Consider the following 26992-nt stretch of genomic DNA (forward strand, 5'->3'; position numbering starts at 1 on the left):
GACCTCTCCGCCTGGCTCGTAGGGTGGCCCGATGCGCTCTCGTTCCACCCCTCGTGTCCTCGTCGCGATCGCCGTCTCCGGCCTGCTGCTCGGAGCCGCCGGGTGCACGTCGAGCGAACCGGACACGAGCCGCCCGACCCTGGCGAAGGCCTCCGCCGACACCGTCACGGTGGCCGACGCTGCGGACGCCGCAGCGCGGTCGGTCCGGGTCAGCAAGGCGCTGTTCGCCAGCGCTCCGGGCGCGGTCGTCGCCCCGGCCGACGACGCCGACGGGATCCGCGACGCAGCGAAGACCGCGGCGAGCGCCCACGTCCCGGTGCTGCTGACGACCAAGAACAAGGACGCTGCCGTCGCCCGCGAGCTCGACCGGCTCGGTGCCGGCTGGTACCAGGCCGAGGGCGACGTGTCGCTCGACACGGACGTCGAACAGCGGCAGGCGCCGGACGGCGGTGACGCGCCGGAGTCGACCCGGGCCTCCCGGCAGGCGACCGTGGTGGTGGCGGACACGCGTGCGGACGCTGCTGCCGTGGCAACCGCGAAGGCTGCCGGTGCGCGGGTCGTGACCATGCCGAAGGGCGTGACCGACCCGGCTGCCGCACCCGACGTGGTGACGGCGCTGCACGAGCGGGCGAAGCACCCGACGGTCCTGGTCGGTGCGGCGTTCGACGCCCTGCCGGACCCGGAGTGGACGGTGCGGGCGGCCGAGGGCGGGTTCCAGCTGCGGAACGGCGGCCAGCGGCCGTTCGACGGGCACCGGTACGTCGCGCTGTACGGGGCTCCCGGGGCGCCGGCGCTGGGAGTGCTCGGCGAGCAGGGGCCGAAGCAGACCGTGCAGCGGGCCGAGCAGGTCGCGAAGCCGTACCGGGCCGAGTCCGACGAGCTGGTGACGCCCGCGATGGAGGTCATCGCGACCGTCGCCGCCGGGGACGCCGGCGCCGACGGCGACTACTCGACCGAACTGCCGGTCTCGACGCTCGAGCCCTACGTCGAGGCCGCCCACGATGCGGACATGCCGGTCATCATCGACCTGCAGCCCGGGCGGTCGGACTTCTTGTCGCAGGCGAAGAAGTACGAGTCGTTGCTGAAGAAGCCCGGTGTGTGGCTGGCGCTCGACCCGGAGTGGCGGCTCACGAAGGACCAGGTACCCCTGCAGCAGATCGGCAGCGTGTCGGCGTCCGAGGTGAACAAGGTCTCGTCGTGGCTGGCTGCGCTGGTCAAGCAGGAAGGGCTGCCGCCGAAGGCCCTGGTGCTGCACCAGTTCCGGCTGTCGATGATCCAGGACCGCTCAGCACTGCAGACCCACCCGGAGCTCGACATGCTCGTGCACGTCGACGGGCAGGGGTCGCAGCCGGACAAGCAGGCGACGTGGAAGGCGCTGCACCAGGGCGCGCCCGAGGGGCTGCACTGGGGCTGGAAGAACTTCCACGACGAGGACACGCCCATGCTAACGCCCGCGCAGACCATGCGGGACGTGCGGCCGACGCCGTCGCTGATCACGTACCAGTAGGGCCCGGTTGGTCCGGTTGTCCACAGCCGGGAGTCGCGACCCGCGTTTCGTCGGTCGGTGCTGACAGCATGGGGGCATGTCTGGTCTTGGTGTCGGGTCCACTGCGTCGTCTTCCGTCTCCCCCTCTGCGGACATCGCCGCCGAGGCGCAGCAGGCGCTCGCTGCGCTCACGGGGCGCCCCGACGCGGTGTTCCACCCCGGCCAGCTCGAGGCGATCTCCGCGCTGGTGGAGCACCGGCAGCGTGCCCTCGTCGTCCAGCGCACCGGCTGGGGCAAGTCGGCGGTGTACTTCCTGGCGACGCTGCTGCTGCGCCGACGCGGGGGCGGCCCGACGGTCCTGGTGTCGCCGCTGCTCGCCCTGATGCGCGACCAGGTCGCCGCTGCCGCGCGGGCCGGGGTCCGTGCGGTGTCGATCAACTCCGCGAACGCGCACGAGTGGGGTGAGACCCAGGCTGCCCTCGCCCGTGACGAGGTCGACGTGCTCCTCGTCTCCCCCGAGCGCTTGAACAACCCGAAGTTCCGCGACGAGCAGATGCCGACCCTGATCGCCCGGATGGGCATGCTCGTGGTCGACGAAGCGCACTGCATCTCGGACTGGGGCCACGACTTCCGGCCGGACTACCGGCGTCTGGCCGAGCTCATCCGGTCGCTCCCCCACGGCGTCCCCGTCCTGGCCACCACCGCGACGGCGAACGAGCGCGTGGTCGAGGACGTCGCCGAGCAGCTGACCGCCGGCCCGGCCGACCCGGTGTTCACGATCCGTGGGTCCCTGGCCCGCAAGTCCCTGCGCCTCGGCGTGCTGACGCTGCCCGATGCCCGGCAGCGGCTGGGGTGGCTCCTCGCCCACCTCGGCGACCTGCCCGGCAGCGGCATCATCTACACGCTCACGGTCTCGGCGGCCGAGGACATCGCCCGGCTGCTGCGCGACAACGGGTACGCCGTCCGCGCGTACACCGGGCGCACCGACACCGACGAGCGCGAGCAGCTCGAACAGCAACTCAAGGGCAACGAGCTGAAGGCCCTCGTCGCCACGAGTGCGCTCGGCATGGGGTTCGACAAGCCCGACCTGGGGTTCGTCGTGCACGTCGGCGCTCCGTCGTCGCCCGTCGCCTACTACCAGCAGATCGGTCGCGCGGGTCGTGCGACCGACAACGCCGACGTCCTGCTCCTGCCCGGGCGCGAGGACCGCGAGATCTGGCAGTACTTCGCCAGTGCCTCGATGCCGACCGAAGCCCGTGCCGCCGCCGTGCTGGGCGCCCTGTCGACCGACACCGCGATGTCCACCGTGGCGCTCGAGGGCCTGGTCGACATCAAGCGCTCCACCCTCGAACTCCTGCTCAAGGTGCTCGACGTCGACGGCGCCGTCCGACGCGTCACCGGCGGCTGGGTGTCGACCGGACAGCCGTGGGAGTACGACGCACCCCGGTACGAACGCGTCGCCGCGGCCCGTGCTGCCGAGGCCGCGTCGATGCTCGACTACGAGTCCACCTCGGCCTGCCGCATGCAGCTGCTGCAGCAGGACCTCGACGACCCCTCGGCCGAGCCCTGCGGCCGATGCGACAACTGCGCCGGGGCGTGGTTCCCGACCGCCGTGTCCGACACCGACTCGTCCGGAGCTGCGGCCGCGCTCGACAAGGTCGGCGTCGAGATCGCCCCGCGTGCCCAGTGGCCCTCGGGGATGTCGTCGCTCGGTGTCTCGGTGCGGGGCAAGATCGGTCCGGACGAGCTCGTGCAGCCCGGCCGTGCGGTGGCGCGTCTGACCGACCTCGGCTGGGGTGGTCCCCTGCGTGCACTGTTCTCGCCGTCCACCCCGGATGCCCCGATCTCGCGCGAACTCGTCGACGGCTGCGTCCGGGCGCTCAAGGACTGGCCGTGGGAGACCCGGCCGACCGGCGTCGTGGCGATGTCCTCGCGGTCACGGCCCGAGCTGGTGGGGTCCCTCGCCCAGGCGCTGTCCACGATCGGGCGGCTGCAGTTCCTCGGCACGCTCGGCCGTGCCGGCGGGACCCCTCGCGGCGACGGTGCGACGAACAGCGCCTACCGGTTGTCCGGCGTGTGGGACACCTTCGTGGTCGATCCGTCGCTCGCCGCCGCCCTGCAGTCGCACGAGGGCCCGGTGCTGCTCGTGGACGACCTGGTCGACAGCCGGTGGACGATGACCGTCGCCGGCCGGGAGCTCCGGCGCGCCGGGGCCTCCGCCGTGCTCCCGTTCGCCCTGGCCACGGTCGCGTAGCCCCCGCACCTGTTTTGCGACAGTCCACGTGTCGATCGACCCGTGGGTTGTCGCACACCTGGTCCGGCATCCACCGGAAACCGCTCCGGCGCGCAGCGGTCAGGACCCGCTCGACCCCAGTCCTGCGGCGAGCCACGACGAGAACACGCCGACGAAGAGGTCGAGCAGCAGCGCCCCACCCGCGACGAACAGTCCGGCGGCGGCCAGTCCGACGACGAACGCCCGCTGCGCACGGCCGACGATGAGCGCCACGAGGGTCATCACGAGGGCGACCAACGCCACGAACCCCGAGACCAACCACCACGCGAAGGAACCGCTGCTGGTGAACATGCTGACCAGTGCTCCGACGTTCCACAGCCCGGCTCCGAGCGCCACGACCGAGGGCACCACGAGCAACCACTGACCAGCCGAGTTCTCGCGCACCAGCCCATCGTGCCACGACGGTGCGCCACGGCGGCCGACGGCAGCCTCAGCGCCGCGCGGGCTTCGGGAACGTGGCCCGCATGTGGTCGCTCGTCAGCACGTCGCCGATGCCGACCATCAGCACCGAGAACAGGATCTGCTCGATGACCATCCAGAACGGGTAGAGCCCCGGGATCGCCGCGACGATCAGCGTCACGATCGGGAAGATCCGGCTGAACAACCGCAGCCGCTGGTACGCCCAGTAGTACCCGAGCTGCGCCCGCCAGGCGAACACGTAGAGCGTCAAGGTGATCAGCAGCACCACGGTGGACCGGAACCACACCGCCCACGACAGGGACTCCCCGGCGCGGGTCAGCAGCACCGCGACCACGATGGCGGTGAGGCCGACGACGGTCTCCGCGACGAGCAGCCACCGGATCCACCGGAACGAACGGACCGTGTCCGGGTGTTCGAGCATGTCCTCGCGGATCACGTACCCGGACTGCCGGCCTCCGGCCAACCGGTCGAGCCGAAGACGGCACCACACACGGTCGGCGAGCACACCGAGTCCGTCGTTCTGCTGCGTCACCAGTACATCGTGCCCCATCCCGGCGGTAGCGGCGGACGCGGCACCGGCACGAGCACCGATGCGGAACGACACTGTCGACGTCGGACGACCACGACGGTGTCGTTCTCCGTCGGCGCAGCGCAGCACAACCCCGCGCAGCCCCAACCCCGCGCAGCCTCAGCCTGCGCCCCGCTCAGTCAGACGGGACGAGTGCCGCGCCGCCCAGCACGGTGCCGGTGTCGGCGTCCAGCAGGACCAGGGAGCGGACCTCGTCGGGCAGCGTCCACGGCTCGCCGAGCACGACGGTCAGCCCCTGTTCGACCCCGTCAGCCTGGAACAGGTCGTAGGACTCCCCGACCGGCGTCCACATCGGCTTCGAGCCACCGCGCACCGTCCCCGCGGACAGCACGACGTCGACCGGGCCGCCCCCGCCGGTCTCCAGGTGGTCGATCTCCACCGCGAGGGTCTCGTCGCCCGTGTTCGCGGTGATCCGGACGTGCCCGGAGGCAGCCGCCCCGATGCCGACGATGTCACCGGAGACCGGCGGGACGCGCCGCCACCACGGGTCGATGGGTGAGCCGTCGACCGGACGGACGGGTTCGGGCTCGATCGGCTCCCCGAGGGCGTCGGACGGCGGCAGCCGGACGTCGGGCGACTGCGCCGGTTCGGGGCCCACTGCGTCGGCACGGGTGACCGGTTCGCCGTCGTCCGGTGCGTGCGAGCTCGTCCACAGGGACACCGAACCCACGAAGACCACCCCGACGAGGACACCCACCAGGGCGAGCCGACGTCGGTCGGCTGCCCACCGCCCGGTACCCACGCCCCCATGATGCCGCACCGGCGCGCCAGACCGGCCCCGGGCCTCCAGGCCGACCGCGGACGCGAACGCAGAACGCAGAACGCGCCCCGACGGATCGGGGCGCGTTCTGCGTGACGGGTGGGGAGGCTCAGCGCTTCCGGCGCTCGCGCACCCGCATGTTGACGTTGATCGGCGTGCCGGAGAAGCCCCAGACCTCGCGGAGTCGACGCGTGATGAAGCGTCGGTACTGCGGGTCGAGGAACGCCGACGTGAAGAGCACGAAGGTCGGCGGCTGGCTCGACGCCTGGGTGCCGAACAGGATGCGGGGCTGCTTGCCGCCGCGCACGGGGTGGGGGTGCTCCTGCACGAGCTCGGCGATGAAGGCGTTGACCTTGCCGGTCGGGATGCGGGTGTCCCACGACTCGAGGGCGGTCTCGAGCGCCGGCACGAGCTTCTCGAGGTGACGGCCGGTGCGGGCCGAGATGTTCACGCGCGGGGCCCAGGCGACGTGCGCCAGGTCCTGCTCGATCTCGCGCTCCAGGTAGCGGCGGCGTTCGTCCTCGAGCAGGTCCCACTTGTTGTAGGCCAGCACGAGGGCACGGCCGGACTCGAGGACGAGGTCGATGATGCGCAGGTCCTGCACGGACACCGGCTCGGTGACGTCGAGGACGACGACGGCGACCTCGGCCTTCTCGAGCGCGGCGGTGGTGCGGAGCGACGCGTAGAAGTCGGCGCCCTGCTGCATGTGGACGCGCTTGCGGATGCCGGCGGTGTCGACGAAGCGCCAGACCTTGCCGCCGAGCTCGATCTGCTCGTCCACCGGGTCGCGGGTGGTGCCGGCGATGTCGTTCACGACGACCCGCTCTTCACCGGCGGCCTTGTTGAGCAGCGAGCTCTTGCCGACGTTCGGGCGGCCGAGGATGGCCACGCGGCGGGGGCCACCGACCTCCTGCTTGGCGACGGCCGAGGTGTCGGGGAGCGTCTTGATGATCAGGTCGAGCAGGTCCGCGACGCCGCGGCCGTGTAGGGCGGACACGGGGTGCGGCTCGCCGAGGCCCAGGTTCCAGAGCTCGGAGGCTTCGAGTTCACGGCGCTCGTCGTCGGCCTTGTTCGCGACGACGATGACGGGGCGGTCGGTGCCGCGGAGCATCTTCACGACGTGCTCGTCGGTGGCGGTGATGCCGACCGTGACGTCCACCACGAACAGCACGGCGTCGGCGAGGTCGATCGCGACCTCAGCCTGGGCGGCGACGGAGGCGTTGATGCCCTCGGCGCCGGGCTCCCAGCCGCCGGTGTCGACGAGCGTGAAGCGCTTGTCGTTCCAGTCGGCCTTGTAGCTGACGCGGTCGCGGGTGACGCCGGGGACGTCCTGCACGACGGCTTCACGGCGACCGAGGATGCGGTTGACGAGCGCCGACTTGCCGACGTTCGGGCGACCGACGATCGCGAGCACCGGGTAGGCCGGCAGGTAGTGGACGCCGTCTTCGCCGATCTGGCCCGCTTCGAGCAGGGCGAGGTCCTCGTCCTCGAGGTCGTACTCCTCGAGGCCGGCGCGGAGCGCGGTGGCACGCTGCTCGGCCTCTGCCTCGTCGAGTCCGGCGAGACGCTCGCCGAGGGCGTCGTCGTACTCCGGGAAGTCGTCGTTGTCAGGATTGTCCAGCTGAGCCATCTTGTGTTCCTCGCGAGCGGCCGGGGCCGCGGTGTCGGTGGCCGTTGCCGGCCGGGCCGGGGGTCCGGCCGTGGTTGACCGTCCCGCCGGAGCGTTCTGGTCTGCGTCAGTGCGTGAGCGGCCCGCCGAGGCGGTCCGGTCTGCGTCAGTGCGTGGCCGCGCGGGCCAGGTCGACGACCGCCTGCACGGTCTGGTCGAAGTCGAGGTCGGTGGAGTCGAGCGTCGTGACGCCGTCGGCGGCGTTCATGAAGTCGACGACCTTCGCGTCCGCCGCGTCGCGACGAGCGAGTGCTGCGGAGGTCTCGGCGGCCGACTGGGTCGTGACCTCTGCCGAGCGTCGGGCCATTCTAACGGACTCGTCGGCCGTCAGCAGGATCCGGACCTCGGCGTCGGGTGCGACGACCGTGGTGATGTCCCGGCCCTCGGTGATGATGCCGGGGGCGTCGGTCTTCCGCATGACGGTGCGGAACAGCTGGACCAGGCGCTTCCGGACGTCCGGGAGCTTCGCGATGTGGGCCACTGCACCGGTGACGTCGGGGGTGCGGATGGCCTCGGTCACGTCGGTCTCCCCCACCTTGACGTAGTAGTCGTCGGGGTCGGTGCCGATGGCGTAGTCGAAGGTGTCCCAGCTGGCCAGGACCGCCGCGGCGTCGTCGAGGTCGACCCGCTGCTGCAGGGCGTGCCACGCGAGTGCACGGTAGGCGGCGCCGGTGTCCTGGTAGCCGTAGCCCAGGGCACGGGCGGCCGCACGGGAGACGCTCGACTTGCCGCTGCCGGCGGGGCCGTCGACGGCGATGACGATCTTCGCCACGTAGGCGCCGTCGGCCAGGCCGGACGGTATCGGGGCGCTGGTCGAGCCGGGCTCCCCGCCGGGCTCGCCGAGGCCGCCGGCAGGACCGCCGAGTGCGCCGCCGTCGCCGCTGCCGCTGAGCGGGCCGCCGGCACCACCCTGGCCCGGGGTCGGGAGGCCGGAGTCGGGCCCGTCCGGTCCGCCGGTCACACCGGAGTCGTTCGTCGCTGCGTTCGTGTCGTCGTTCAGGCCCATGCTGCTGCGATCCTCCATCCGCGCCCCTCGAGTTCCTCGACGAGTCGCTGTTCCTGCTCGGGCAGCACCGACACCTCGACGATGCCGATCTGTGCGCCCGGTGAGTGCTCGAGGCGCATGTCCTCGAGGTTGATGCCGATCTCCCCGATGAACGTCAGGAGTGCGGCGATCTGCCCGGGGGTGTCGTCGACCAGGACGACCACCTGGGCGAAGCGCTTGGTGGTGCCGTGCTTGCCCGGCAGCCGTTCGACCCCGCGGTTGCCGTCGGCGATGGTCTCGGCGATGGTGCGCGGCGATCCGGCACCGTCCGGGTCGTCGAGCGCGTCGATCACGCGGGTCAGGTCGTCGCGCAGGTCGGTGAGCACCGGCCGGATGTGCCCGGCGTTCGCGCCGATGATCTGCACCCAGAGCCCGGGGTCGCTCGCGGCGATCCGGGTGACGTCGCGCACGCCGCCGCCGGCCAGGCCGAGCGACCCGTCGGGGGCATCGCGCAGGCGCGAGGCCATCAGCGTCGACACGAGCTGCGGCGCGTGCGAGACGTACGCCACGGCGAGGTCGTGCGACTCGGGGTCCATCGGCACCACGGTCGCGCCGACGTCGAGCGCGAGGTCCTCGACCACCGCAGCTCGCTGGTACGTGATGCCGTCGTGTCCCGCGATCACCCACGGGCGTCCGACGAACAGGTCGGCGCGGGCGGCGGTCGGACCGCTGCGCTCGCGTCCGGCCATCGGGTGCGACCCGATGTAGCGGGAGACGTCGGCCCCGGCCGCCACCAGGGCGGCGAGCGGCCCGGACTTCACGCTGGCGACGTCGGTCACGACGGCGTCGGGGTGGGCGGCGAGCTCACGCTCGACCACCGTCGCGACGACGTCCGGCGGCACCGCGACGACGACGAGCTCCGGCTGGTCGCCGGCTGCCGGGCGACGCCCGGCGCCGTAGTCCACGGCGAGCGCCAGCGCGGCGGGCGAGACGTCGTCGAGGACGACGTCCACACCCTTCTCACGCAGGGCCAGACCGATCGAGGCGCCGAGCAACCCGGCACCGACGACCCGGACCGGGCCGCGTAGACGGCGGTCGATGTCGGTCGGGGTCACGTCGGTCACCGGGCAAGCCTACCGATCGAGGCTCGGGCATCGGTCGATGCCCGAGCGTCGGGGTCGGTCAGTCCGCCGACTCGTCCTCGTACTCGTCGTCGTCCTGGTCGAGTGCGACGTCGCGGTCGTCACGAGCGGACGGCTTCGCGTCGCGGACGGTGCTGAGCAGCTTGCCGACCTCGACCGTGCCGAGCTCGCGCATCTTGCCCGGCGGCAGGCTGCCCAGGTGCAGTGGTCCGAACGACCGGCGGACGAGTTCGAGGACCGGGTGGTCGACGGCCTCGAGCATGCGTCGGACGATGCGGTTGCGGCCGGAGTGCAGGGTGATCTCGACGAGCGACTCACCCCGCGAGGACTCGAGCAACCGCACCTTGTCGGCCTTGATCGGACCGTCCTCGAGCTCGACGCCCTCGGTCAGGCGCTGCACCACGGCGGGGTTCACGTTGCCGTGGACCTTCGCGATGTACGTCTTCTGCACGCCGAACGACGGGTGCGCCAGCACGTGTGCCAGGTCGCCGTCGTTCGTCAGGACGAGCAGCCCGGAGGTATCGGCGTCGAGACGGCCGACGTTGAACAGGCGCTCCTCGTAGCGGTCCACGAACTCGGTCAGGTCGCGGCGCCCGCGCTCGTCCTGCAGGCTCGAGACGACGCCGGTCGGCTTGTTCAGCACGATGTAGCGCCGCGACGAGTCGATCTGCACCGGCACGCCGTCGACGCTGATCGCGTCCTTCTCGGGGTCGACGCGACGCCCGAGGGCGTCCACGACCTCGCCGTTGACCGTCACGCGGCCCTCGACGATCAGGTTCTCCGCGACCCGGCGGGATGCCACGCCGGCAGCGGCGATCACCTTCTGCAGGCGCTCGCCCTCTGCCTGGAGGCCCGGCTCGGCCCCGGCAGGCGCCGTTCCGTCCGCCGCGTCCCAGTCCTCGATGATCGGCCGTTCGGGCGTGCCCTCGGCCGGGTTGCCCCGGTCGTCGCGCTGCCCGCTCGGCTTCGGCGTGGTGCGGTCGCTGTTGCGGACGCTCGTGGTGCCGCCGACGTAGCGGCGGCCGTTGTGCCAGACGCGGCTCTGCTGGCCGTCGGGGGTGCGGCGGTCGTCGCGGCCGCGGTCGTCCCGACGGTCGTCACGGGGTGCCGAGCTGGTGCGGTCGTCACGGCCGCGGTAGGCACCACGGTCGTCACGCGGAGCCGAAGCCCCACGGTCGTCACGACCCCGGTACCCACCACGGTCGTCACGCGGAGCGGAGTTGCCGCGGTACCCACCGCGGTCGCCGCCACCGGATCGGTCGTCGCGACCCCGGTACCCGCCGCGGTCGTCACGTGGAGCCGGAGCCCCGCGGTCGTCACGGCCGCGGTAGCCACCACGATCGTCACGCGGAGCCGAGTTGCCGCGGTAGCCACCACGGTCGTCACGCGGAGCCGCGCTCCCGCGGTCGTCGCGACCCCGGTAGCCACCACGGTCGTCACGCGGAGCGGAGTTGCCCCGGTACCCACCACGGTCATCGCGCGGAGCCGAAGCGCCACGGTCGTCACGGCCCCGGTAGCCACCACGGTCGTCACGCGGAGCGGAGTTGCCGCGGTACCCACCGCGGTCGCCGCCACCGGAACGGTCATCGCGGCCCCGGTAGCCACCACGGTCATCGCGCGGTGCGGAAGCCCCGCGGTACCCACCACGGTCACCACCACGGTCGTCACGCGGAGCCGAAGCCCCGCGGTACCCACCACGGTCGTCACGCGGAGCCGAAGCCCCGCGGTACCCACCACGGTCGCCGCCACGGTCGTCACGCGACGGGTACCCGCCACGACGGTCGTCGTCCCGCGGCGGGCGTGCGCCCCCACGGTCGTCGCGACCGTACCCGCCGGAGCGGCCACCGGCACCGGAGCCGGCCCCGCCGCGTCCGCCGGCCGGGCGGCCGGGGCGATCTGGGCCTCCTGAGCGTCCGTTGCGGTCGTCTCGGTCTCGGGGCGCGCCGCGCCCCCGGTCGTCAAACCCTGCCATCTGGGATCCTTTCGTTCTGCTCGAAGCCGTCCGCGCCGTCGTCCAGGAGGGGCGAGATGAGCGGCAGCTCGTCGAGCGAGTTGATGCCGAGCTGCTGCAGGAGCAGGTCGGACGTGACGTAGTTGATGGCGCCGGTCTCGGCGTCGGTGAACGACTCCTCGATGAGGCCGCGTGCCACCAGGGTCCGGACGACGCCGTCGACGTTGACGGCGCGGATCGCAGCGATCTGCGATCGGGTGATCGGCTGCTTGTAGGCGACGACCGCCAGGGTCTCGAGTGCGGCCTGCGACAGCCGCGAGGGGCGCTCGGCCTCGACGAACTGCTCGACCACGGGGTCCAGGTCGGCGCGGACGTAGAAGCGCCAGCCGCCCCCGACCTCGCGCAGTTCGAAGCCACGGCGGATCGTGCCGTCGACGCCGTCGAAATCCGCGACCAGGCGTTCGATCGCCTGGCGCACGGCGGGGACGGGCGAACCGACGGCGGCACCGAGCGCGACGAGCGACTGGGGCTCGTCGGCGATCATCAGGATGGCCTCGAGCTGGCGGTCGAGCGGGATGGCGGGGTGGGCCGGCGATGCAGCGTGTTCGGCGTGGTCGTGGATCTCGTGCTCGATCGCGCGGGCGTCGGCCATCTCGTCGGCGCCGCCGGGTTCGGCGCTGGACGTGTCGTGCACGTCATCCGTCATAGTCGGCTCCCAGGTTCGCGAGGCTCTCGTCGGACCAGTCCTCGGCGGTCCACCGCAGTGTCAGCTCCCCGAGCGGCTCGAGCTGCTCGAACGAGATCGACGCGTTCCGGTACAGCTCGAGGATCGCGAGGAAGCGAGCCACCACGATACCCGTCTGGTCGACGCCCGCGACCAGTTCGCGGAACGAGACACCCTCACCATCACGGGTGCGGAGGATCGAGACGACGATCGCGGCCTGCTCACGGATGCTGATGAGCGGCGCGTGCAGGTGGTCGAGGCCGACGGTCGGGATCTCCCGCGGGGCGAAGGCGAGCGTGGCGAGGGCGGCGAAGTCCTGCACGGACAGGGTCCAGACGAGCTCCGGCGTCCGCGCGCGGAACCGCTCCTCGAGCCGGACGCTGCGGACGTGCCGGCGCGACTCGATGCCCCACCGCTCCCCGAACCAGTCGGCGGCCTGCTTGAACGCCCGGTACTGCAGCAGTCGGGCGAACAGCAGGTCGCGGGCTTCGAGCAGGGCGACGTCCTCGGCGTCCACGAGCTCACCCTGCGGCAGCAGCCCGACGATCTTCAGGTCGAGCAGGGTCGCCGCGACGACCAGGAACTCGCTGGCCTCGTCGAGCTCGTCGGCGGACTCGGCCTGCCGGACGTACTGGATGAACTCCCCCGTCACGGCACCGAGCGAGACCTCGGTGATGTCGAGCTCGTGCTTCGTGATGAGCGACAGCAGGAGGTCGAACGGTCCGTCGAAGTTGGTGAGCCGGACCCGGAACCCCGGCTCAGGCGACGGCGCCACGCTGGACGAGCTCTCGTGCGAGCTGCCGGTAGGCGTGGGCGGCAGGGTGGTCCGGCGCGGTCTGCGTGATCGGTCGTGCGGACACCGTGGCGTCCGGGAACTTCACGGTGCGGCCGATGACGGTGTCGAGCACGCGGTCGTCGAAGGTGTCGACGACCCGCTCCATGACCTCGCGCGAGTGCAGCGTGCGCGAGTCGTACATGGTCGCCAGGATGCCGTCGAGCTTGAGCGCCGGGTTCAGGCGGTCGCGCACCTTGTCGATCGTCTCGATGAGCAGCGCGACACCGCGCAGCGCGAAGAACTCGCACTCGAGCGGGATGAGCACGCCGTGCGCAGCGGTCAGGGCGTTCACGGTGAGCAGGCCGAGCGACGGCTGGCAGTCGACCAGGATCACGTCGTAGTCGTTCGCGACCTTGCGCAGCACGCTTGCCAGGATCTGCTCGCGGGCGACCTCGTTGACCAGGTGCACCTCGGCCGCGGACAGGTCGATGTTCGCCGGGATGACGTCGAGGCCGGGGGTGTTCGTCGGCTGGATGACCTGGTTCGGGTCCTTCACGGCACCCATGAGCAGGTCGTAGACGGTGTGGATGTCGTGGGTGCGGACACCGAGGCCGGCAGACAGCGCACCCTGCGGGTCGAAGTCCACGGCGAGCACCTTGCGGCCGTACTCCGCGAGCGCGGCACCCAGGTTGATGGCGGTCGTGGTCTTGCCGACGCCGCCCTTCTGGTTGCAGAGCGCGATGATGCGGGCGGGTCCGGTGCTGTCGAGCTCCTCGGGCACGGGGAAGTCCCGGACGGGACGCCCCGTCGGACCGTGGGTGGTCGCGCCGGTGGGGTTGGTCGTCGGGTTCGGGCTCACCCCGTCATCGTACCGGCGACGTCGGGGTGGGCCGGGTCGCACCGCCGCACTGCTGCTCGTCAGGCAGCGCGCAGGGCGACGCGCATGCTGTCGACCCGCTCCGCGATCACGGGGTCGGCCGACCACCGCTGCTGCAGCCGGCCGACGAGCTCGCCGACCTGCTCGCGGTCGAGCCCCGGGTGCAGCGCCAGGCCCACCGTCAGCTCCGGTCCGGCGAACCGGCCGACCGGGTCGCCCGGCGCGAGTTCGACACGGGCCACGCTGGGCTCCCCTTCGACCGAGGCCGCGAAGGCACGGGCCACCTCGGGGTCCTCGAAGCACGGGGTCCACGGCAGGTCCTGCCCGAGTGCCCACACCGCCGGACGACGCAGCACGAACTCGGTCGGCGACTTCGGGTCGAGCACGACGAGCTGGGTGTCCTCGCTCGCCGCGGCCATCGCAACGCGGCGGGACTCCACCGGCACGGGGCGCGCGTCCGGGTCCCACGCGTGCATGGCGTCGACCGAGGTGAACGCGGGCATCACGCTGCGACCGTCGGGGCCGGCGACCGTCACGATCGAGAGTTCCTGGGTCTTGTCGACGAGCTTGCCCGCGTCGGTCTCCCCCACGTCGCCGGCCTCGGCGATGAGCGGGATGAGCAGGCGGGCGGAGCGGAGCGCATCGACGATCGCGGCCTGGGACGCACCGTCAGCGAGTGAGCCGATGGCCGCGACCACCGCGGGGTCGGCGAGTCCGTCGTCGTCCGCGAACGCGGTGTCGTGGTGGTCGAACGTGCGGCCTTCCCACGAGAACCCCGCCGAGTCCGCCGCCCCACCCGGGGTGTGCGCGTCGTCGGTCTCCGGCCCGGTGCCACGACCGTTCGAGATGCCCGCCACGGCGTTACTCCGAGGCGATGTCGAGAGCGGCGGGCAGCGTGAACGCCCCGGAGTACAGCGCCTTGCCGATGATCGCGCCTTCGAGCCCGTACGGCACGAGTTCGCGGAGCGCACGGAGGTCATCGAGGGTGGAGATCCCGCCCGAGGCCACCACGGGCTGGTCGGTCCGGTCGCACACCTGGCGGAGCAGTTCGACGTTCGGGCCCTGCAGCGTGCCGTCCTTCGTGACGTCGGTCACCACGTAGCGGGCACACCCGGCGGCTTCGAGGCGGTCGAGCACCTCCCACAGGTCACCGGCATCCTCGGTCCAGCCGCGGCTCGACAGCGTGGTGCCGCGGACGTCCAGCCCGACGGCGATCTGCTCGCCGTACTCGCCGATCACCCGCGCGGCCCAGTCGGGGTTCTCGAGCGCTGCGGTGCCGAGGTTCACGCGCGCCGCACCGGTCGCCAGGGCCGCTTCGAGCGAGGCGTCGTCGCGGATGCCGCCGGAGAGTTCGACGGAGACCCCCTCGACCTCGCGGATCGCGTGCGCGATCACCCGGCGGTTGTCGCCACGGCCGAAGGCGGCGTCGAGGTCGACGAGGTGGATCCACTCCGCGCCCTGGTCACGCCAGGTGCGGGCAGCGGCGACGGGGTCGCCGTAGCCGGTCTCGCTGCCCGCCTCGCCCTGGGTGAGTCGCACGGCCTGTCCGTCGACGACGTCGACGGCCGGCAGCAGGACGAGGGGCGGGGTGTCGGTGAGGTCGGTCATGGTCCTGTCGGTTTCGTTGCGGTGGAGAAGGGGCTGCGGACAGCCGGGAGGCCCGGGGCGCGTCCGGCACGGCCGTCGCGCCCGGTGCAGGCCGGGTTCAGAGCGAGCGGACCCAGTTGGAGAGCAGGCGGATGCCCGGCTCGCCGGACTTCTCGGGGTGGAACTGCGTGGCGGTGAGCGGTCCGTTCTCGACCGCGGCGATGAACGGCTGCCCGTGCTCGGCCCAGGTCAGGCGGGGCGCACGGAACGGCCCGTACGCCTCGAGCGGGAAGTCGGTCACGCCGTAGGAGTGCACGAAGTAGAAGCGCTCGTCGTGCAGGCCGTCGAACAGCACGGAGTCCTCGGGCGCCTGCACGGTGTTCCAGCCCATGTGCGGGAGCACCTCGGCCTGGATCTCCTGCACGGTGCCGGGCCACTGGCCGAGCCCTTCGACGTCGGCACCACGCTCGATGCCCCGCGAGAACAGGACCTGCATGCCGACGCAGATGCCGAGCACCGGGCGCCCGCCTGCCAGGCGGTGGTCGACGATCTCGCCGCCCTGCACGCCCTCGAGCTGGTCGATCACGGCCGCGAACGCCCCGACACCGGGGACGAGCAGGCCGTCAGCCTTGAGCGCCGCCTGCTTGTCCGACGTCAGGGTGACGTCAGCCCCGGCGCGCTCGAGCGCCTTGGCGGCGGAGTGGACGTTGCCCGACCCGTAGTCGAGGACGACGACGTTCGGCTTGGCGGCGGTCACAGGGCGCCCTTCGTGGACGGGATGCCGTCGACGCGCGGGTCCAGCTCGACCGCCTTGCGCATGGCCCGGGCGAACGCCTTGAACTCGGCTTCGGCGATGTGGTGGGGGTCGCGGCCCTCGAGCACGCGGACGTGGACGGTGATCCCGGCGTTGAACGTGATCGCCTCGAACACGTGACGGACCATCGAGCCGGTGAAGTGCCCGCCGATGCGGTGGAACTCGAAGCCCGCGGGCTCGCCGGAGTGCACCAGGAAAGGACGCCCGGAGACGTCGACGACGGCCTGGGCCAGCGCTTCGTCCAACGGGACCAGGGCATCGCCGTACCGGCCGATGCCGGACCGGTCGCCGAGGGCCTGCTTGATCGCCTGTCCGAGCACGATGCCGGTGTCCTCGACCGTGTGGTGCACGTCGATGTCGGTGTCACCCGTGGAGCGCACGCGCAGGTCGATCAGGGAGTGCTTGCTGAACGCGGTCAGCATGTGGTCGAAGAACGGGACGGAGGTCGAGATCGACGAGGTCCCGGTGCCGTCCAGGTCGAGCTCGAGTTCGACACTCGATTCGCTCGTCGAACGGCTGATCGAGGCGGTGCGGGCGGTCATGCGTCAACCCTAACCGGCGGCTGCTCGGCGGCGACCTGCCGCATGGCGTCGAGGAACGCGGTCGTCTCGGCTTCGGTCCCCGCACTCACCCGCAGGTGGTTCGGGATGCCGAGGTCGCGCACGATGACGTCGCGCTCGAGCAGCGCCTCGAACGCAGCGTTCGGGTCGGCGACACCGCCGAACAGGACGAAGTTCGACCAGGTCTCGTAGGTCCGGTACCCCATGGCCCGCAGCTCGGTGACCATGCGGTCGCGCTGCGCCTTGATGTCGTCGACCATCGCCAGCATCTCGGGGGCGTGCCGGAGTGCCGCGATCGCTGCCGCCTGGGTGAGCGCGGACAGGTGGTACGGCAGCCGGACCAACCGGACGGCGTCGACGACGGCGGGGTGCGCGGCCATGTACCCGACCCGGGCACCGGCGAACGCGAACGCCTTGCTCATCGTGCGGGAGACCACGAGACGCTCACGTGCGGGCAGCAGTGTGAGCGCGCTCGGAGCGTCGGACGGCATGAACTCGGCGTAGGCCTCGTCCACCATGACGATGCCGTCGGTCGCGTCGTAGGCCGCCGCGATCGTCTCGATGTCGAGCGGGGTGCCCGTCGGGTTGTTCGGCCCGCACAGGAAAACGATGTCGGGCTTGTGGTCGCGAATGGCTGCGACGACGGTCTCGGGCGAGATGCGGAACTCGTCGTCCCGCTGGGCCGGGATCCACGTCGTGCCGGTACCCGACGCGAGGATCGAGTGCATCGAGTAGGTGGGCGGGAACCCGAGGACCGAGCGACCGGGCCCGCCGAACGCCTGCAGGAGCTGCTGCAACACCTCGTTCGACCCGTTCGCCGCCCAGAGCTGCTCGGCGGTCAGGTCGTGCCCGAGGTAGTCCGCCAGGGACTGGCGGAGCTCGGTGAACTCGCGATCCGGGTACCGGTTGACCGTCAGCAGGGCCTGCCGGATCGACTCGACGATGTCAGCGGCGACGTCGTCCGGAACGGGATGCGTGTTCTCGTTGACGTTCAGCTGCACGCGGACGTGCTTCTGCGGGGCGCCGTAGGGGCTCTGCCCGCGCAGGTCGTCTCGGATCGGGAGGTCTTCGAGCGTGAATGCCACCGATCCATCGTAGGCCGCTGTCACCGTGCGACGACCAGCCGTCTGGACGGGGCTGCCCGAGTGACTACTCGCCGTCGGTGTACTTGGTGGGGATGGAGAGCTCTTCGCCGGCCTGCAGCGCCGAACCGTCGAGCGCGTTGAGGCTGACGACGTCCTGCACGAAGTCGCGCGGGTCGGAGTCGGGGGCGGTCTGCTCGGCGAGCTGCCAGAGCGTCTCGCCCGGCTGGACCGTCACGGTCTCGAAGTGGGTGCGGGCGCCGCCGGCGGTGGCGTCACCGGCCGAGGCCTGTCCACCGTTCAGCACGCCGAGGGCGACGACGACGAGGAGCGGGATCGCGGCGAGCGTCGTGAAGACGATGTGGCCGCGACGCGTCAGACGCAGGCGGGTACGCACGGCGGGCGCCGCGGTGCGCTGGATGTCAGCGATGGCGATGGTGCTCATGTCGTTCTTGCCTTCCCGTTCGGTGGAACCGAAGTCCTGTACCGAACATAGTTTCGAATCGGACGACGCACAAGTCCTGGGAGAGGATTTCTGCGGGGTTTTCTTGCGACACGCTCGAACAGGTGTTTGTCCGGCCCTGGCTGGTCGGATACTGTTTCGATCGACTGGGACAAGCCTGACGGGTACCACCGACATTCCCGCCGCGGCCGGACCGGCACCGACGAAAGCGAGACGACGTGGTGGACGAACTGCGGGGCCAGAAGCCGCTGACGCCGAAGCAGCAGGCGATCTTCGACGCGATCCGTGCGTCGATCGCCTCGCGGGGCTACCCGCCGAGCATGCGCGAGATCGGCGACGCCGCCGGGCTCTCCTCGCTCTCCAGCGTCTCCCACCAGCTCGGCCAGCTCGAGCTCGGTGGCTGGATCCGCCGCGACCCGAACCGCCCGCGTGCGCTCGAGGTCCTGGTTGACGAGCCGACCTCCGACGTCGGCGGCCCGGACATCGACGCCACGACGCTCGTGCCGCTCGTCGGCCGGATCGCCGCCGGTGTCCCGATCACCGCCGAGCAGCACGTCGACGAGATCATCCCGCTCCCCCGTCAGCTCGTCGGCACCGGCGAGCTCTTCATGCTCAAGGTCGTCGGCGAGTCGATGATCGACGCCGCGATCTGCGACGGCGACTGGGTCGTCGTCCGGTCGCAGCAGACCGCCGAGAACGGGGACATCGTCGCGGCCATGCTCGACGAAGAGGCGACCGTCAAGGTCTTCCGCCAGCGCGACGGCCACACGTGGCTGCTGCCTCGGAACTCCGCCTTCGAGCCGATCCTCGGCGACGCGGCCTCGGTGCTCGGCAAGGTCGTCGCGGTCCTCCGCTCCCTCTGACCACTGCTCGCGCCGCACCGGCGCGGGACGCCGTCGTCACCGTACGACGCCCCCTGCACGACGAAACGCCGCCGGATTCGGCGGCGTTTCGTGTGTTCCGGGGTGTCTCGGTGACACGACGGCGTCTGACGGACCTGTGACGGGCCTCCAGGCCGCGCGGCAGCGCTCACCAGCGCCAGCCAGTTGCCAGCGCCAGTCGGAGCCGAGGGTCAGACGGTCGGGACGGGCGTGACCACGTAGGGCTCGAGCTCGGTGACCTGCCGTTGGAAGACGCGCACCCGCAGGCGCGTGCCGTCCTCGACGTAGTCGACGGACTCGACCGAGCCGGTGTCGTGCAGCGACGACACCAGGTCACCGCGGTCGTACGGCACCACGATCGTCAGGTCCACGTCGGGCTCGGGCAGGCGGTCCTCGATGACGCTGAGGAGCTCCGGGATGCCCTCACCGGTGCGCGCCGAAACGAACACCGCGTCCGGCACGAGCCCGATGAGCACGAGGCGCTGCGCGTCGTCGATCAGGTCGGCCTTGTTGAACACGACGACCTCCGGGATGTCGCCCGCACCGACGTCACCGATGACCTCGCGCACGGTGGACAGCTGCGCCCCGGGGTCGGGGTGCGAGCCGTCGACCACGTGCACGATGACGTCGGCGTCGCCGACCTCTTCGAGGGTGGAGCGGAAGGCCTCGACCAGCTGGTGCGGCAGGTTGCGCACGAAGCCGACGGTGTCGGCGAACGTGTACTCGCGGCCCTTGGTGCTCTCGGTCCGGCGGACCGTCGCGTCCAGCGTCGCGAACAGCTGGTTCTGCACGAGCACACCCGCGCTCGTCAGTCGGTTGAGCAGTGACGACTTGCCGGCGTTGGTGTAGCCCGCGATCGCGACGCTCGGCACCTCGTTGCGGTTGCGCTCAGCACGCTTGGCCTCACGGGCCGGGGTGAACCCGGCGATCTGCCGACGGAGCTTCGCCATCCGCGTGTGGATCTTGCGGCGGTCGAGCTCCATCTTCGTCTCACCGGGGCCACGAGAGCCCATGCCAGCGCCTCCGGAAACCTGGCCACCGGCCTGCCGGGACATCGAGTCACCCCAACCGCGCAGTCGAGGCAGCAGGTACTGCAGCTGGGCGAGTTCGACCTGCGCCTTCCCCTCGCGGGTCTTCGCGTGCTGGCTGAAGATGTCGAGGATCACGGCCGTGCGGTCGATGACCTTCACCTTCACGACGTCCTCGAGCGCACGACGCTGCGAGGGTGCCAGTTCGGTGTCGGCGATGACGGTGTCGGCGCCGGTGGCCTTGACGACCATCGCGAGCTCCTGGGCTTTGCCCTTGCCCAGGTAGGTGGCCGGGTCCGGGTTCGGCCGGCGCTGGAGGAGCCCGTCGAGCACCACGGCACCCGCGGTCTCGGCGAGTGCCGCGAGCTCGCGGAGGGAGTTCTCGGCGTCCTGCGCGTCGCCCTGGGGGTACACGCCGATCAGGACGACCTGCTCGAGCCGCAGCTGGCGGTACTCGACCTCGGTGACGTCCTCGAGCTCGGTGGAGAGGCCGGCGACACGGCGCAGCGCCGCACGGTCCTCACGGTCGTACTGGTCGCCGTCGCCCGTCCAGCTGCGATCGTCGGTCGACCGCGTCTGGATCGCCTGGGCGGGCGCGAAGATGGACGATGCTGCGCGGTGGTCTGCGTTGCGCAACACCCTCTCGACGACACCGTCTGCGCTGTCGTCGTTGGTCTGGTGGTTCTGCTGATGGGTATCCGTCATCCTGTGCACAGGCTACCTCCGCAGGCCCGTCGACACACTCGGTTGCCGGTACGGTTCATCCATGGCGAACGACCACTACTTCTCGGCCAACCCCGAGAGCGACGTCCGGCCCCGCCAGGTGGACGTCACGCTCGCCGGTCAGCCCCTCACCCTGTCGACCGCGGCGGGGGTCTTCAGTCCCGACGGCGTCGACCGCGGCACGAAGGTCCTGCTCGGTTCGGTGCCGGCACCCGCTGCTGACGGAGCGCTGCTCGACATCGGCTGCGGCTGGGGGCCGATCGCGATCACCATGGCGCTGCAGTCCCCCGACGCCCACGTCTGGGGCGTCGACGTCAACGAGCGGGTGCTGGGACTCGCCCGGGCCAACGCAGCGACGGCCGGAGCTGCGAACGTCACGATCGCGCTGCCCGACGACGTGCCGGCAGACCTGCGGTTCCGGACGATCTGGTCGAACCCGCCGATCCGGGTCGGCAAGGACGAGCTGCACCAGATCCTGCTGACGTGGCTGCCCCGGCTCGAGGTCGGGGGCGATGCCTGGCTCGTCGTGTCGAAGGACCTCGGGGGTGACTCCCTGCAGAAGTGGCTCGTCGGCGCCCTCGGTCCGGGCTTCGCAGTCACGCGCGAGTCGACGGCCAAGGGCTTCCGCGTCCTCCGGGTGCAGCACAGCGCGTAGGGCGCGCGCGACGCGCCCGCGCCGCGCAGCGCGTCAGACCGTCAGACCGTCAGGTCGCCGGAGAACACGAGCTCGGCGGGCCCGGACAGCGAAACGTGCTCGCCGTCCTCGGTCGCCGTCATCCGCACCGTGAGCAGCCCGCCCGGCACCCGCACGCGCCAGGTGTCCGGCGCCCCCGCACCGACCCAGTAGCGCGTGGCGAGGGCAGCCGCCACGGCACCGGTTCCGCACGACAGGGTCTCACCGCTCCCCCGCTCGTGCACCCGCATGGTGATCTCGCCGACCCCGTCCTTGATGAGCGGGTCGCCCGGCAGCACGAACTCGACGTTCGCACCGTGCTCGGGCGCCGGTTCGAGCACCGGCAGGAACGTCAGGTCGAGGTCGGCCAGTTCGTCCTCGGTCTCGACGGCGACGACCACGTGCGGGTTGCCCACGTCGATGCCGATGCCGGGGCGCGCCCCATCGAGGTTCTTCGCCCGGACGAGCACGTCGTCGGATCCACCGCCCTCGATGCCCAGGCTCCAGCGGCCGAGGTCGGCCGCGAACCCGTTCGTGGTGCGCTGGATGTCGACCAGCCCCTTGCGGCTGCCGACCGTCAACGTCTCGCCGGGCGCCAGTTCGACCAGGCCGGACTCGGTCAGGTACCGGGCGAACACGCGGATTCCGTTGCCGCACATCTCGGCGACCGTGCCGTCGGCGTTGTGGTAGTCCATGAACCACGTCGCCTCGGGTTCGACGGCGACGAGCGCGCGGCCCTCGGGGATCGCTTCGGACCGCACTGCGCGGATCACGCCGTCCCCGCCCACGCCGAAGCGTCGGTCCGCGATGGCACGGATCCGCTCGGGGGTCAGGTCGACGGTGGCGTCGGGGTCGGCGAACAGGACGAAGTCGTTGCCGGTCCCCTGGCCCTTGGTGAAGTGCAGCTCGGTCACGGCACGATCCTACGGGCCAGTTCCGTCAGGTCACCGCGGTCGGCCCCGGTGACGTCGAGCGTCTCGGCGTCGGCGTACCGGCGGAACCACGACACCTGCCGGCGGGCGTACTTGCGGGTCGCGATGCCCGTCGCCTCGACGGCCTGCTCGCGGGTCGACGTGCCGGCGAGCACCTCGAGCGCCTGCGAGTACCCGATGGCGCCACGCGCGGTCCGGCCCTGCTCGAGTCCCAGCCCGCGGAGCGCCGCGACCTCGTCGACGAGTCCGGCGTCGAACATCCGCGCCGCGCGCTCGTGCAGCGCCGACACGAGCTGCTCCCGGTCGCGTCGCAGGTGCAGGATGCGGGACGGTCGCCAGGCGCGGGGCGCGGCCGGGAGGCTCGGGGTCACGACCTCGGATCGGCTCGCGATCTCGAGTGCACGGATCAACCGCCGTGGGTTGCGTGCGTCGATCGTCGCGGCGGCCGCCGCGTCGAGGGCACGGAGCCGTTCGAGCAGGATGCCCGGGCCGAGCGCGTCGTGCTCGCGCTCCAGCTGCGCACGGAGCTCGGGGTCGGTACCCGGGAACGCCAGGTTGAACAGCACCGCGGAGACGTAGAGCCCGCTGCCCCCGACCAGGACGGCCACGCCACCGTCGGCCTGGATCCGGTCGACGTCGGTGCGTGCAGCCACCTGGTACGCGGCGACGCTCGCCTCATCGGTGACGTCGAGCACGTCGAGCTGGTGGTGCGGGATGCCGTGCCGCTCGGCCGGCGGGAGCTTCGCGGTGCCGATGTCCATGCCGCGGTACAGCTGCATGGCGTCCGCGTTGATGATCTCCGCGTTGCGACCGGTGGCACGCAGGCGCTCGGCGATCGCGATGCCGAGGTCGGACTTCCCCGTGCCCGTGGCTCCGACGACCGCGATCAGGTCGGCCTCGACGCCGGTACCGGTACCGGACCCGAGCGTCGAGCCGCTCGACGGCACGCCAGCGGTGGGCTCAGCGTCCGACACGGAGCGTGGGCAGCCCGAGCGAGACCGGACGTGGGCCGTCGGCTGCGGCGCCGGCCGGGGTCGGCACGCCGCAGCTCTCGGCCTGCGCGCGGTCCCAGGCATCTCCGGCCCGGGTTCGTCGGATGCGCAGCGGGGCGTCGTCGTCGGCGAGCAGGAAGTGCGGTGCCGCCCGGGTGATGTCGACGGTGACGACGTCGCCGGGGCGCGGGACATCGGACCCGGCGGGCACCGTGAAGTGCACGAGCCGGGAGTCCTCCGCACGACCGGAGAGCCGGCGGGTGGCGTCGTCCTTGCGGCCTTCACCCGAGGCGACGAGCACCTCGACGCTCCGGCCGACCTGCTGTGCGTTCTCTTCCGCCGTGATGCGTTCCTGCAGGGCGACGAGTCGCTCGTACCGCTCCTGCACGATGTGCTTCGGCAGCTGGTCGTCCATCGTCGCCGCGGGCGTGCCGGGGCGGATCGAGTACTGGAACGTGAACGCCGAGGCGAACCGCGCCTGCTCGACGACACGCAGGGTGTCCTCGAAGTCGGCGTCGGTCTCGCCGGGGAACCCGACGATGATGTCGGTGGAGATCGCCGCGTGCGGGATCTTCGCGCGGACGCGGTCGAGGATGCCGAGGAACCGCTCGCTGCGGTAGCTCCGGCGCATGGCCTTGAGCACCCGGTCGGAGCCCGACTGCAGCGGCATGTGCAGCTGGGGCATCACGTTCGGGGTCTCGGCCATCGCGTCGATGACGTCGTCGGTGAACGCTGCCGGGTGCGGGCTGGTGAAACGCACGCGCTCCAGCCCCTGGATGCCACCGGTGGCCCGCAGCAGCTTGCCGAACGCCTGTCGGTCGCCGAACTCGACGCCGTAGGAGTTCACGTTCTGCCCGAGCAGGGTGACCTCGATCGCACCGTCGTCGACGAGCGCCTGGATCTCGGCCAGGACGTCACCGGGGCGGCGGTCCTTCTCCTTGCCACGCAGCGAGGGGACGATGCAGAACGTGCAGGTGTTGTTGCAACCGACCGAGATCGAGACCCAGCCGCTGTGCGTCGAGTCGCGCTTGGTGGGCAGCGTCGACGGGAAGACGTCGAGTGCCTCGAGGATCTCGATCTGCGCCTCGTCGTTGTGCCGCGCCCGCTCGAGCAGGGTCGGCAGCGATCCCATGTTGTGCGTGCCGAAGACCACGTCGACCCACGGCGCCTTCTCGAGGATGACGTTCTTGTCCTTCTGCGCCAGGCACCCGCCGACGGCGATCTGCATGCCGGGGTGTTCGCGCTTGATGCCCGCGAGTTGTCCGAGATTGCCGTACAGCCGGTTGTCCGCGTTCTCGCGCACCGCACAGGTGTTGATGACGACGACGTCGGCCTGTTCGCCGTCCGCCGCGGTGTAGCCCGCGGCCTGCAACGACCCGCTCAACCGCTCGGAGTCGTGCACGTTCATCTGGCACCCGTAGGTGCGGACTTCGTAGGTGCGGGGGCGCGCTGCGACGGTGGCCATGGTCGTCCCAGTGTAGGTCGGAGCGGCTACTCGAACCGCACGGTCCCGCGGCCGGAAGGCGGCCGTCTGCCGCCGCCGTCGAGTGCGCGTGCGACAGCGATCCGGACGACGCCGGAGCTGTAGCCCTTGCGCATCAGGAAGCCGGACAGCCGGCGTTCCGCGGTGGCCCGGTCAAGGCCGCGCATCTGCGGCGCTCGCTTGTCGGCGAGTTCCTGCGCGCGGAGGAACTCGTCGTCCTCGTCGTCGGCGGCTTCGTCGAGTGCGGTGTCGATCGCCACCTGGTCGATCCCCCGGCGTCGGAGTTCGGTGACGACCCCCTGGCGGCCGAGGCCCTTGCGCGCGTGCAGCCGGTCGACCAGGTCGGTGGCGAGGGCGACGTCGTCCAGGAGCCCGACACGGGTCAACCGTTCGATCTCGTGCTCGACCACGTCGGGGTCGAGGTCCTGCTGCAGCAGCAGGGTCCGCATCTCGGACTCGCTCACGCCCTTGCGCCCGAGGGCACGCAGGCTGAGCCGTTCGGCGTCCGCGCGCTGTTCGTCGAGCGGACGAGGTGCGTCGGCCGGGTCGATCTCCTCGCCGCCAGCGATGGAGAACACCGACGCGGTGGTGGCGTCTGCGGTCTCGGAGTCGTAGCCGTCCTGCTCGGCACGGGTCGAGCGCCCGCTGCCGTCACCGATCACGGGCGACACCCATGCTGCTGGGCCCCGGGCACCGTGCAGGGGCACCGGCGAATCGGCGTCGAAGGGTGCCGGGAACTCGTCCGGCCGAGCGTCGCCGGATTCGGGCAGTGCCCACCCGTCGACGTCTCGTGGTTCGTCCGGTGACACCGGCGGTGCGGGGATCGCGGGCGTCACCGGGGTCACGGGAGCGCGACGACGCGACCTCGCACCGAACAGGTCGGTGACCGGTGCGAGGCCGTCGTCGTCGTGGTCGGTGCTCACGCGCCCTTGCGCTCCGCGAGCTTCGGCGCGATCGACTCGACCGGGGCGTCCTCGGCCTTGGCGCCGCCGACGCCGAGCTTGGCGAGGATCTTGCCTTCGATGTCGGCAGCGATCTCGGGGTTCTGGATCAGGAAGGAACGCGAGTTCTCCTTGCCCTGCCCGAGCTGGTCGCCGTCGTACGTGTACCAGGCGCCCGACTTCTTGACGATGCCGTGGTCGACACCGAAGTCGAGCAGCGAGCCTTCGCGCGAGATGCCGACGCCGTACAGGATGTCGAACTCGGCCTGCTTGAAGGGCGGCGCCATCTTGTTCTTGACGACCTTGACGCGCGTTCGGTTGCCCACCGCGTCGGTACCGCTCTTGAGTGTCTCGATGCGACGGATGTCGAGGCGGACGGACGCGTAGAACTTCAGCGCCTTACCGCCCGAGGTGGTCTCCGGCGAACCGAAGAACACGCCGATCTTCTCGCGCAGCTGGTTGATGAAGATCATCGTGGTCTGCGTCTGGTTCAGGCCACCGGCGAGCTTCCGCAGTGCCTGCGACATGAGGCGGGCCTGCAGACCGACGTGCGAGTCACCCATCTCGCCCTCGATCTCGGCACGGGGCACGAGGGCCGCGACGGAGTCGATGACGATGAGGTCGATGGAGCCGGAGCGGACCAGCATGTCCGCGATCTCGAGCGCCTGCTCGGCGGTGTCGGGCTGCGACACGAGCAGGGCGTCGATGTCGACACCGAGCTTCTTGGCGTACTCGGGGTCGAGCGCGTGCTCGGCGTCGATGAAGGCCGCGATGCCACCGGCGCGCTGGGCGTTGGCGATGGCGTGGATGGTGAGGGTCGTCTTACCCGACGACTCCGGGCCGTAGATCTCGACGATACGGCCGCGGGGCAGGCCACCGATGCCGAGCGCGACGTCCAGCGCCACCGACCCGGTCTGGATGACGTTGACGGGGGCGCGTTCGTCCGAACCGAGGCGCATGATCGCACCCTTGCCGAACTGCCTGTCGATCTGTGCGAGTGCGGTCTCGAGGGCCTTTTCGCGGTCTGCCGGTGATGGCATGGGGTGCTCCTTCGTGCTCGTGTTCGGCCGCCTGTAGGCTGTCGCGTCCACGCCGGCCGATGGTGCAAGGCCGATGGTTCTGCGACAAGGCTTCGGGCTGTTCCCGATGTCCATCAACCTAT

The 26992-nt window shown here is 71.4% G+C and carries 26 protein-coding genes; 4 read left to right on the plus strand and 22 right to left on the minus strand.

Going from position 1 to position 26992, the window contains the following annotated elements; translation table 11 throughout:
- Positions 1-31: 31 nt before the first annotated feature.
- Positions 32-1507 (plus strand): hypothetical protein, encoded by a 1476-nt coding sequence (locus QRN30_RS07685; RefSeq protein ID WP_284760802.1) that lies wholly within the window; start codon positions 32-34, stop codon positions 1505-1507.
- Between the two features lie 76 nt (positions 1508-1583).
- The gene (locus tag QRN30_RS07690) at positions 1584-3740 is read left to right on the plus strand and encodes a RecQ family ATP-dependent DNA helicase (protein ID WP_209082408.1); all 2157 of its coding nucleotides are present in this window, start codon (positions 1584-1586) and stop codon (positions 3738-3740) included.
- A gap of 99 nt (positions 3741-3839) precedes the next feature.
- On the opposite strand, the gene QRN30_RS07695 is transcribed toward QRN30_RS07690, so the two are convergent.
- From QRN30_RS07695 to QRN30_RS07770, 16 genes are all read right to left on the minus strand, one after another.
- Positions 3840-4163 (minus strand): hypothetical protein, encoded by a 324-nt coding sequence (locus QRN30_RS07695; RefSeq protein WP_017885891.1) that lies wholly within the window; start codon positions 4161-4163, stop codon positions 3840-3842.
- Positions 4164-4209: 46 nt separating this feature from the next.
- Entirely contained in the window at positions 4210-4731 is a 522-nt protein-coding gene (locus tag QRN30_RS07700; RefSeq protein ID WP_017885892.1) for a hypothetical protein, read from the minus strand.
- A gap of 172 nt (positions 4732-4903) precedes the next feature.
- Positions 4904-5530, minus strand: coding sequence for a hypothetical protein (locus QRN30_RS07705; RefSeq protein ID WP_156155312.1), 627 nt, complete (start codon positions 5528-5530; stop codon positions 4904-4906).
- Between the two features lie 127 nt (positions 5531-5657).
- Entirely contained in the window at positions 5658-7178 is a 1521-nt protein-coding gene (der, locus tag QRN30_RS07710; protein ID WP_284760805.1) for a ribosome biogenesis GTPase Der, read from the minus strand.
- 145 nt (positions 7179-7323) lie between these two features.
- On the minus strand, positions 7324-8019 hold the full coding sequence (gene cmk, locus QRN30_RS07715) for a (d)CMP kinase (RefSeq protein ID WP_042538571.1): 696 nt from the start codon (positions 8017-8019) through the stop codon (positions 7324-7326).
- 194 nt (positions 8020-8213) lie between these two features.
- A complete protein-coding gene (locus tag QRN30_RS07720; RefSeq protein ID WP_071252367.1) occupies positions 8214-9326 on the minus strand; it encodes a prephenate dehydrogenase in 1113 nt (370 codons plus the stop codon).
- Positions 9327-9384: 58 nt separating this feature from the next.
- The gene (locus QRN30_RS07725; protein ID WP_284760956.1) at positions 9385-10173 is read right to left on the minus strand and encodes a pseudouridine synthase; all 789 of its coding nucleotides are present in this window, start codon (positions 10171-10173) and stop codon (positions 9385-9387) included.
- A 1129-nt stretch (positions 10174-11302) separates the two neighbouring features.
- Positions 11303-12001 (minus strand): SMC-Scp complex subunit ScpB, encoded by a 699-nt coding sequence (gene scpB / locus QRN30_RS07730; protein WP_259496364.1) that lies wholly within the window; start codon positions 11999-12001, stop codon positions 11303-11305.
- Positions 11991-12794, minus strand: coding sequence for a segregation and condensation protein A (locus tag QRN30_RS07735; RefSeq protein WP_017885899.1), 804 nt, complete (start codon positions 12792-12794; stop codon positions 11991-11993). The genes scpB and QRN30_RS07735 overlap by 11 nt, the downstream gene beginning before the upstream one ends.
- Positions 12778-13653, minus strand: coding sequence for a ParA family protein (locus QRN30_RS07740; RefSeq protein ID WP_017885900.1), 876 nt, complete (start codon positions 13651-13653; stop codon positions 12778-12780). The genes QRN30_RS07735 and QRN30_RS07740 overlap by 17 nt, the downstream gene beginning before the upstream one ends.
- Positions 13654-13712: 59 nt before the next feature.
- A complete protein-coding gene (locus QRN30_RS07745) occupies positions 13713-14528 on the minus strand; it encodes an SseB family protein (RefSeq protein WP_056071245.1) in 816 nt (271 codons plus the stop codon).
- 4 nt (positions 14529-14532) lie between these two features.
- Entirely contained in the window at positions 14533-15279 is a 747-nt protein-coding gene (gene priA / locus QRN30_RS07750) for a bifunctional 1-(5-phosphoribosyl)-5-((5-phosphoribosylamino)methylideneamino)imidazole-4-carboxamide isomerase/phosphoribosylanthranilate isomerase PriA (protein ID WP_042538431.1), read from the minus strand.
- A gap of 97 nt (positions 15280-15376) precedes the next feature.
- Positions 15377-16015: an imidazole glycerol phosphate synthase subunit HisH gene (hisH, locus tag QRN30_RS07755; RefSeq protein ID WP_017885903.1), complete on the minus strand. Its 639-nt coding sequence runs from the start codon at positions 16013-16015 to the stop codon at positions 15377-15379.
- Positions 16012-16614: an imidazoleglycerol-phosphate dehydratase HisB gene (gene hisB / locus QRN30_RS07760; RefSeq protein ID WP_027464776.1), complete on the minus strand. Its 603-nt coding sequence runs from the start codon at positions 16612-16614 to the stop codon at positions 16012-16014. The genes hisH and hisB overlap by 4 nt, the downstream gene beginning before the upstream one ends.
- Positions 16611-17717, minus strand: coding sequence for a histidinol-phosphate transaminase (locus tag QRN30_RS07765; RefSeq protein WP_042538436.1), 1107 nt, complete (start codon positions 17715-17717; stop codon positions 16611-16613). The genes hisB and QRN30_RS07765 overlap by 4 nt, the downstream gene beginning before the upstream one ends.
- A gap of 64 nt (positions 17718-17781) precedes the next feature.
- The gene (locus QRN30_RS07770) at positions 17782-18159 is read right to left on the minus strand and encodes a LysM peptidoglycan-binding domain-containing protein (RefSeq protein ID WP_284760809.1); all 378 of its coding nucleotides are present in this window, start codon (positions 18157-18159) and stop codon (positions 17782-17784) included.
- A 236-nt stretch (positions 18160-18395) separates the two neighbouring features.
- Between QRN30_RS07770 and lexA the strand changes: the two genes are divergently transcribed.
- A complete protein-coding gene (gene lexA / locus QRN30_RS07775) occupies positions 18396-19040 on the plus strand; it encodes a transcriptional repressor LexA (protein WP_017885907.1) in 645 nt (214 codons plus the stop codon).
- Between the two features lie 209 nt (positions 19041-19249).
- On the opposite strand, the gene hflX is transcribed toward lexA, so the two are convergent.
- Positions 19250-20791 carry a GTPase HflX gene (gene hflX / locus QRN30_RS07780; protein ID WP_056071260.1) on the minus strand — a complete coding sequence of 514 codons (1542 nt, stop codon included), beginning with the start codon at positions 20789-20791 and terminating at the stop codon, positions 19250-19252.
- Positions 20792-20852: 61 nt separating this feature from the next.
- On the opposite strand from hflX, the gene QRN30_RS07785 reads away from it, so the two are divergent.
- On the plus strand, positions 20853-21464 hold the full coding sequence (locus QRN30_RS07785; RefSeq protein ID WP_017885909.1) for a class I SAM-dependent methyltransferase: 612 nt from the start codon (positions 20853-20855) through the stop codon (positions 21462-21464).
- A gap of 41 nt (positions 21465-21505) precedes the next feature.
- On the opposite strand, the gene dapF is transcribed toward QRN30_RS07785, so the two are convergent.
- From dapF to recA, 5 genes are read right to left on the minus strand one after another with little or no spacing between them, the layout of a single operon-like run.
- Positions 21506-22396, minus strand: a complete 891-nt coding sequence (gene dapF / locus QRN30_RS07790) for a diaminopimelate epimerase (protein WP_194590163.1) — start codon at positions 22394-22396, stop codon at positions 21506-21508.
- The gene (gene miaA, locus QRN30_RS07795) at positions 22393-23388 is read right to left on the minus strand and encodes a tRNA (adenosine(37)-N6)-dimethylallyltransferase MiaA (RefSeq protein ID WP_284760813.1); all 996 of its coding nucleotides are present in this window, start codon (positions 23386-23388) and stop codon (positions 22393-22395) included. The genes dapF and miaA overlap by 4 nt, the downstream gene beginning before the upstream one ends.
- Complete coding sequence (miaB, locus tag QRN30_RS07800; protein ID WP_263137238.1) at positions 23375-24871, minus strand: tRNA (N6-isopentenyl adenosine(37)-C2)-methylthiotransferase MiaB; 1497 nt, start codon at positions 24869-24871, stop codon at positions 23375-23377. The genes miaA and miaB overlap by 14 nt, the downstream gene beginning before the upstream one ends.
- A gap of 26 nt (positions 24872-24897) precedes the next feature.
- Positions 24898-25812 carry a regulatory protein RecX gene (locus QRN30_RS07805; protein ID WP_052481723.1) on the minus strand — a complete coding sequence of 305 codons (915 nt, stop codon included), beginning with the start codon at positions 25810-25812 and terminating at the stop codon, positions 24898-24900.
- The gene (recA, locus tag QRN30_RS07810; protein ID WP_027464767.1) at positions 25809-26870 is read right to left on the minus strand and encodes a recombinase RecA; all 1062 of its coding nucleotides are present in this window, start codon (positions 26868-26870) and stop codon (positions 25809-25811) included. Before recA ends, QRN30_RS07805 begins: the two co-directional genes overlap by 4 nt.
- Positions 26871-26992: the final 122 nt, after the last annotated feature.

The organism is Curtobacterium sp. MEB011 (genome assembly GCF_030209655.1).
Taxonomy (GTDB): Bacteria; Actinomycetota; Actinomycetes; order Actinomycetales; family Microbacteriaceae; genus Curtobacterium; species Curtobacterium poinsettiae.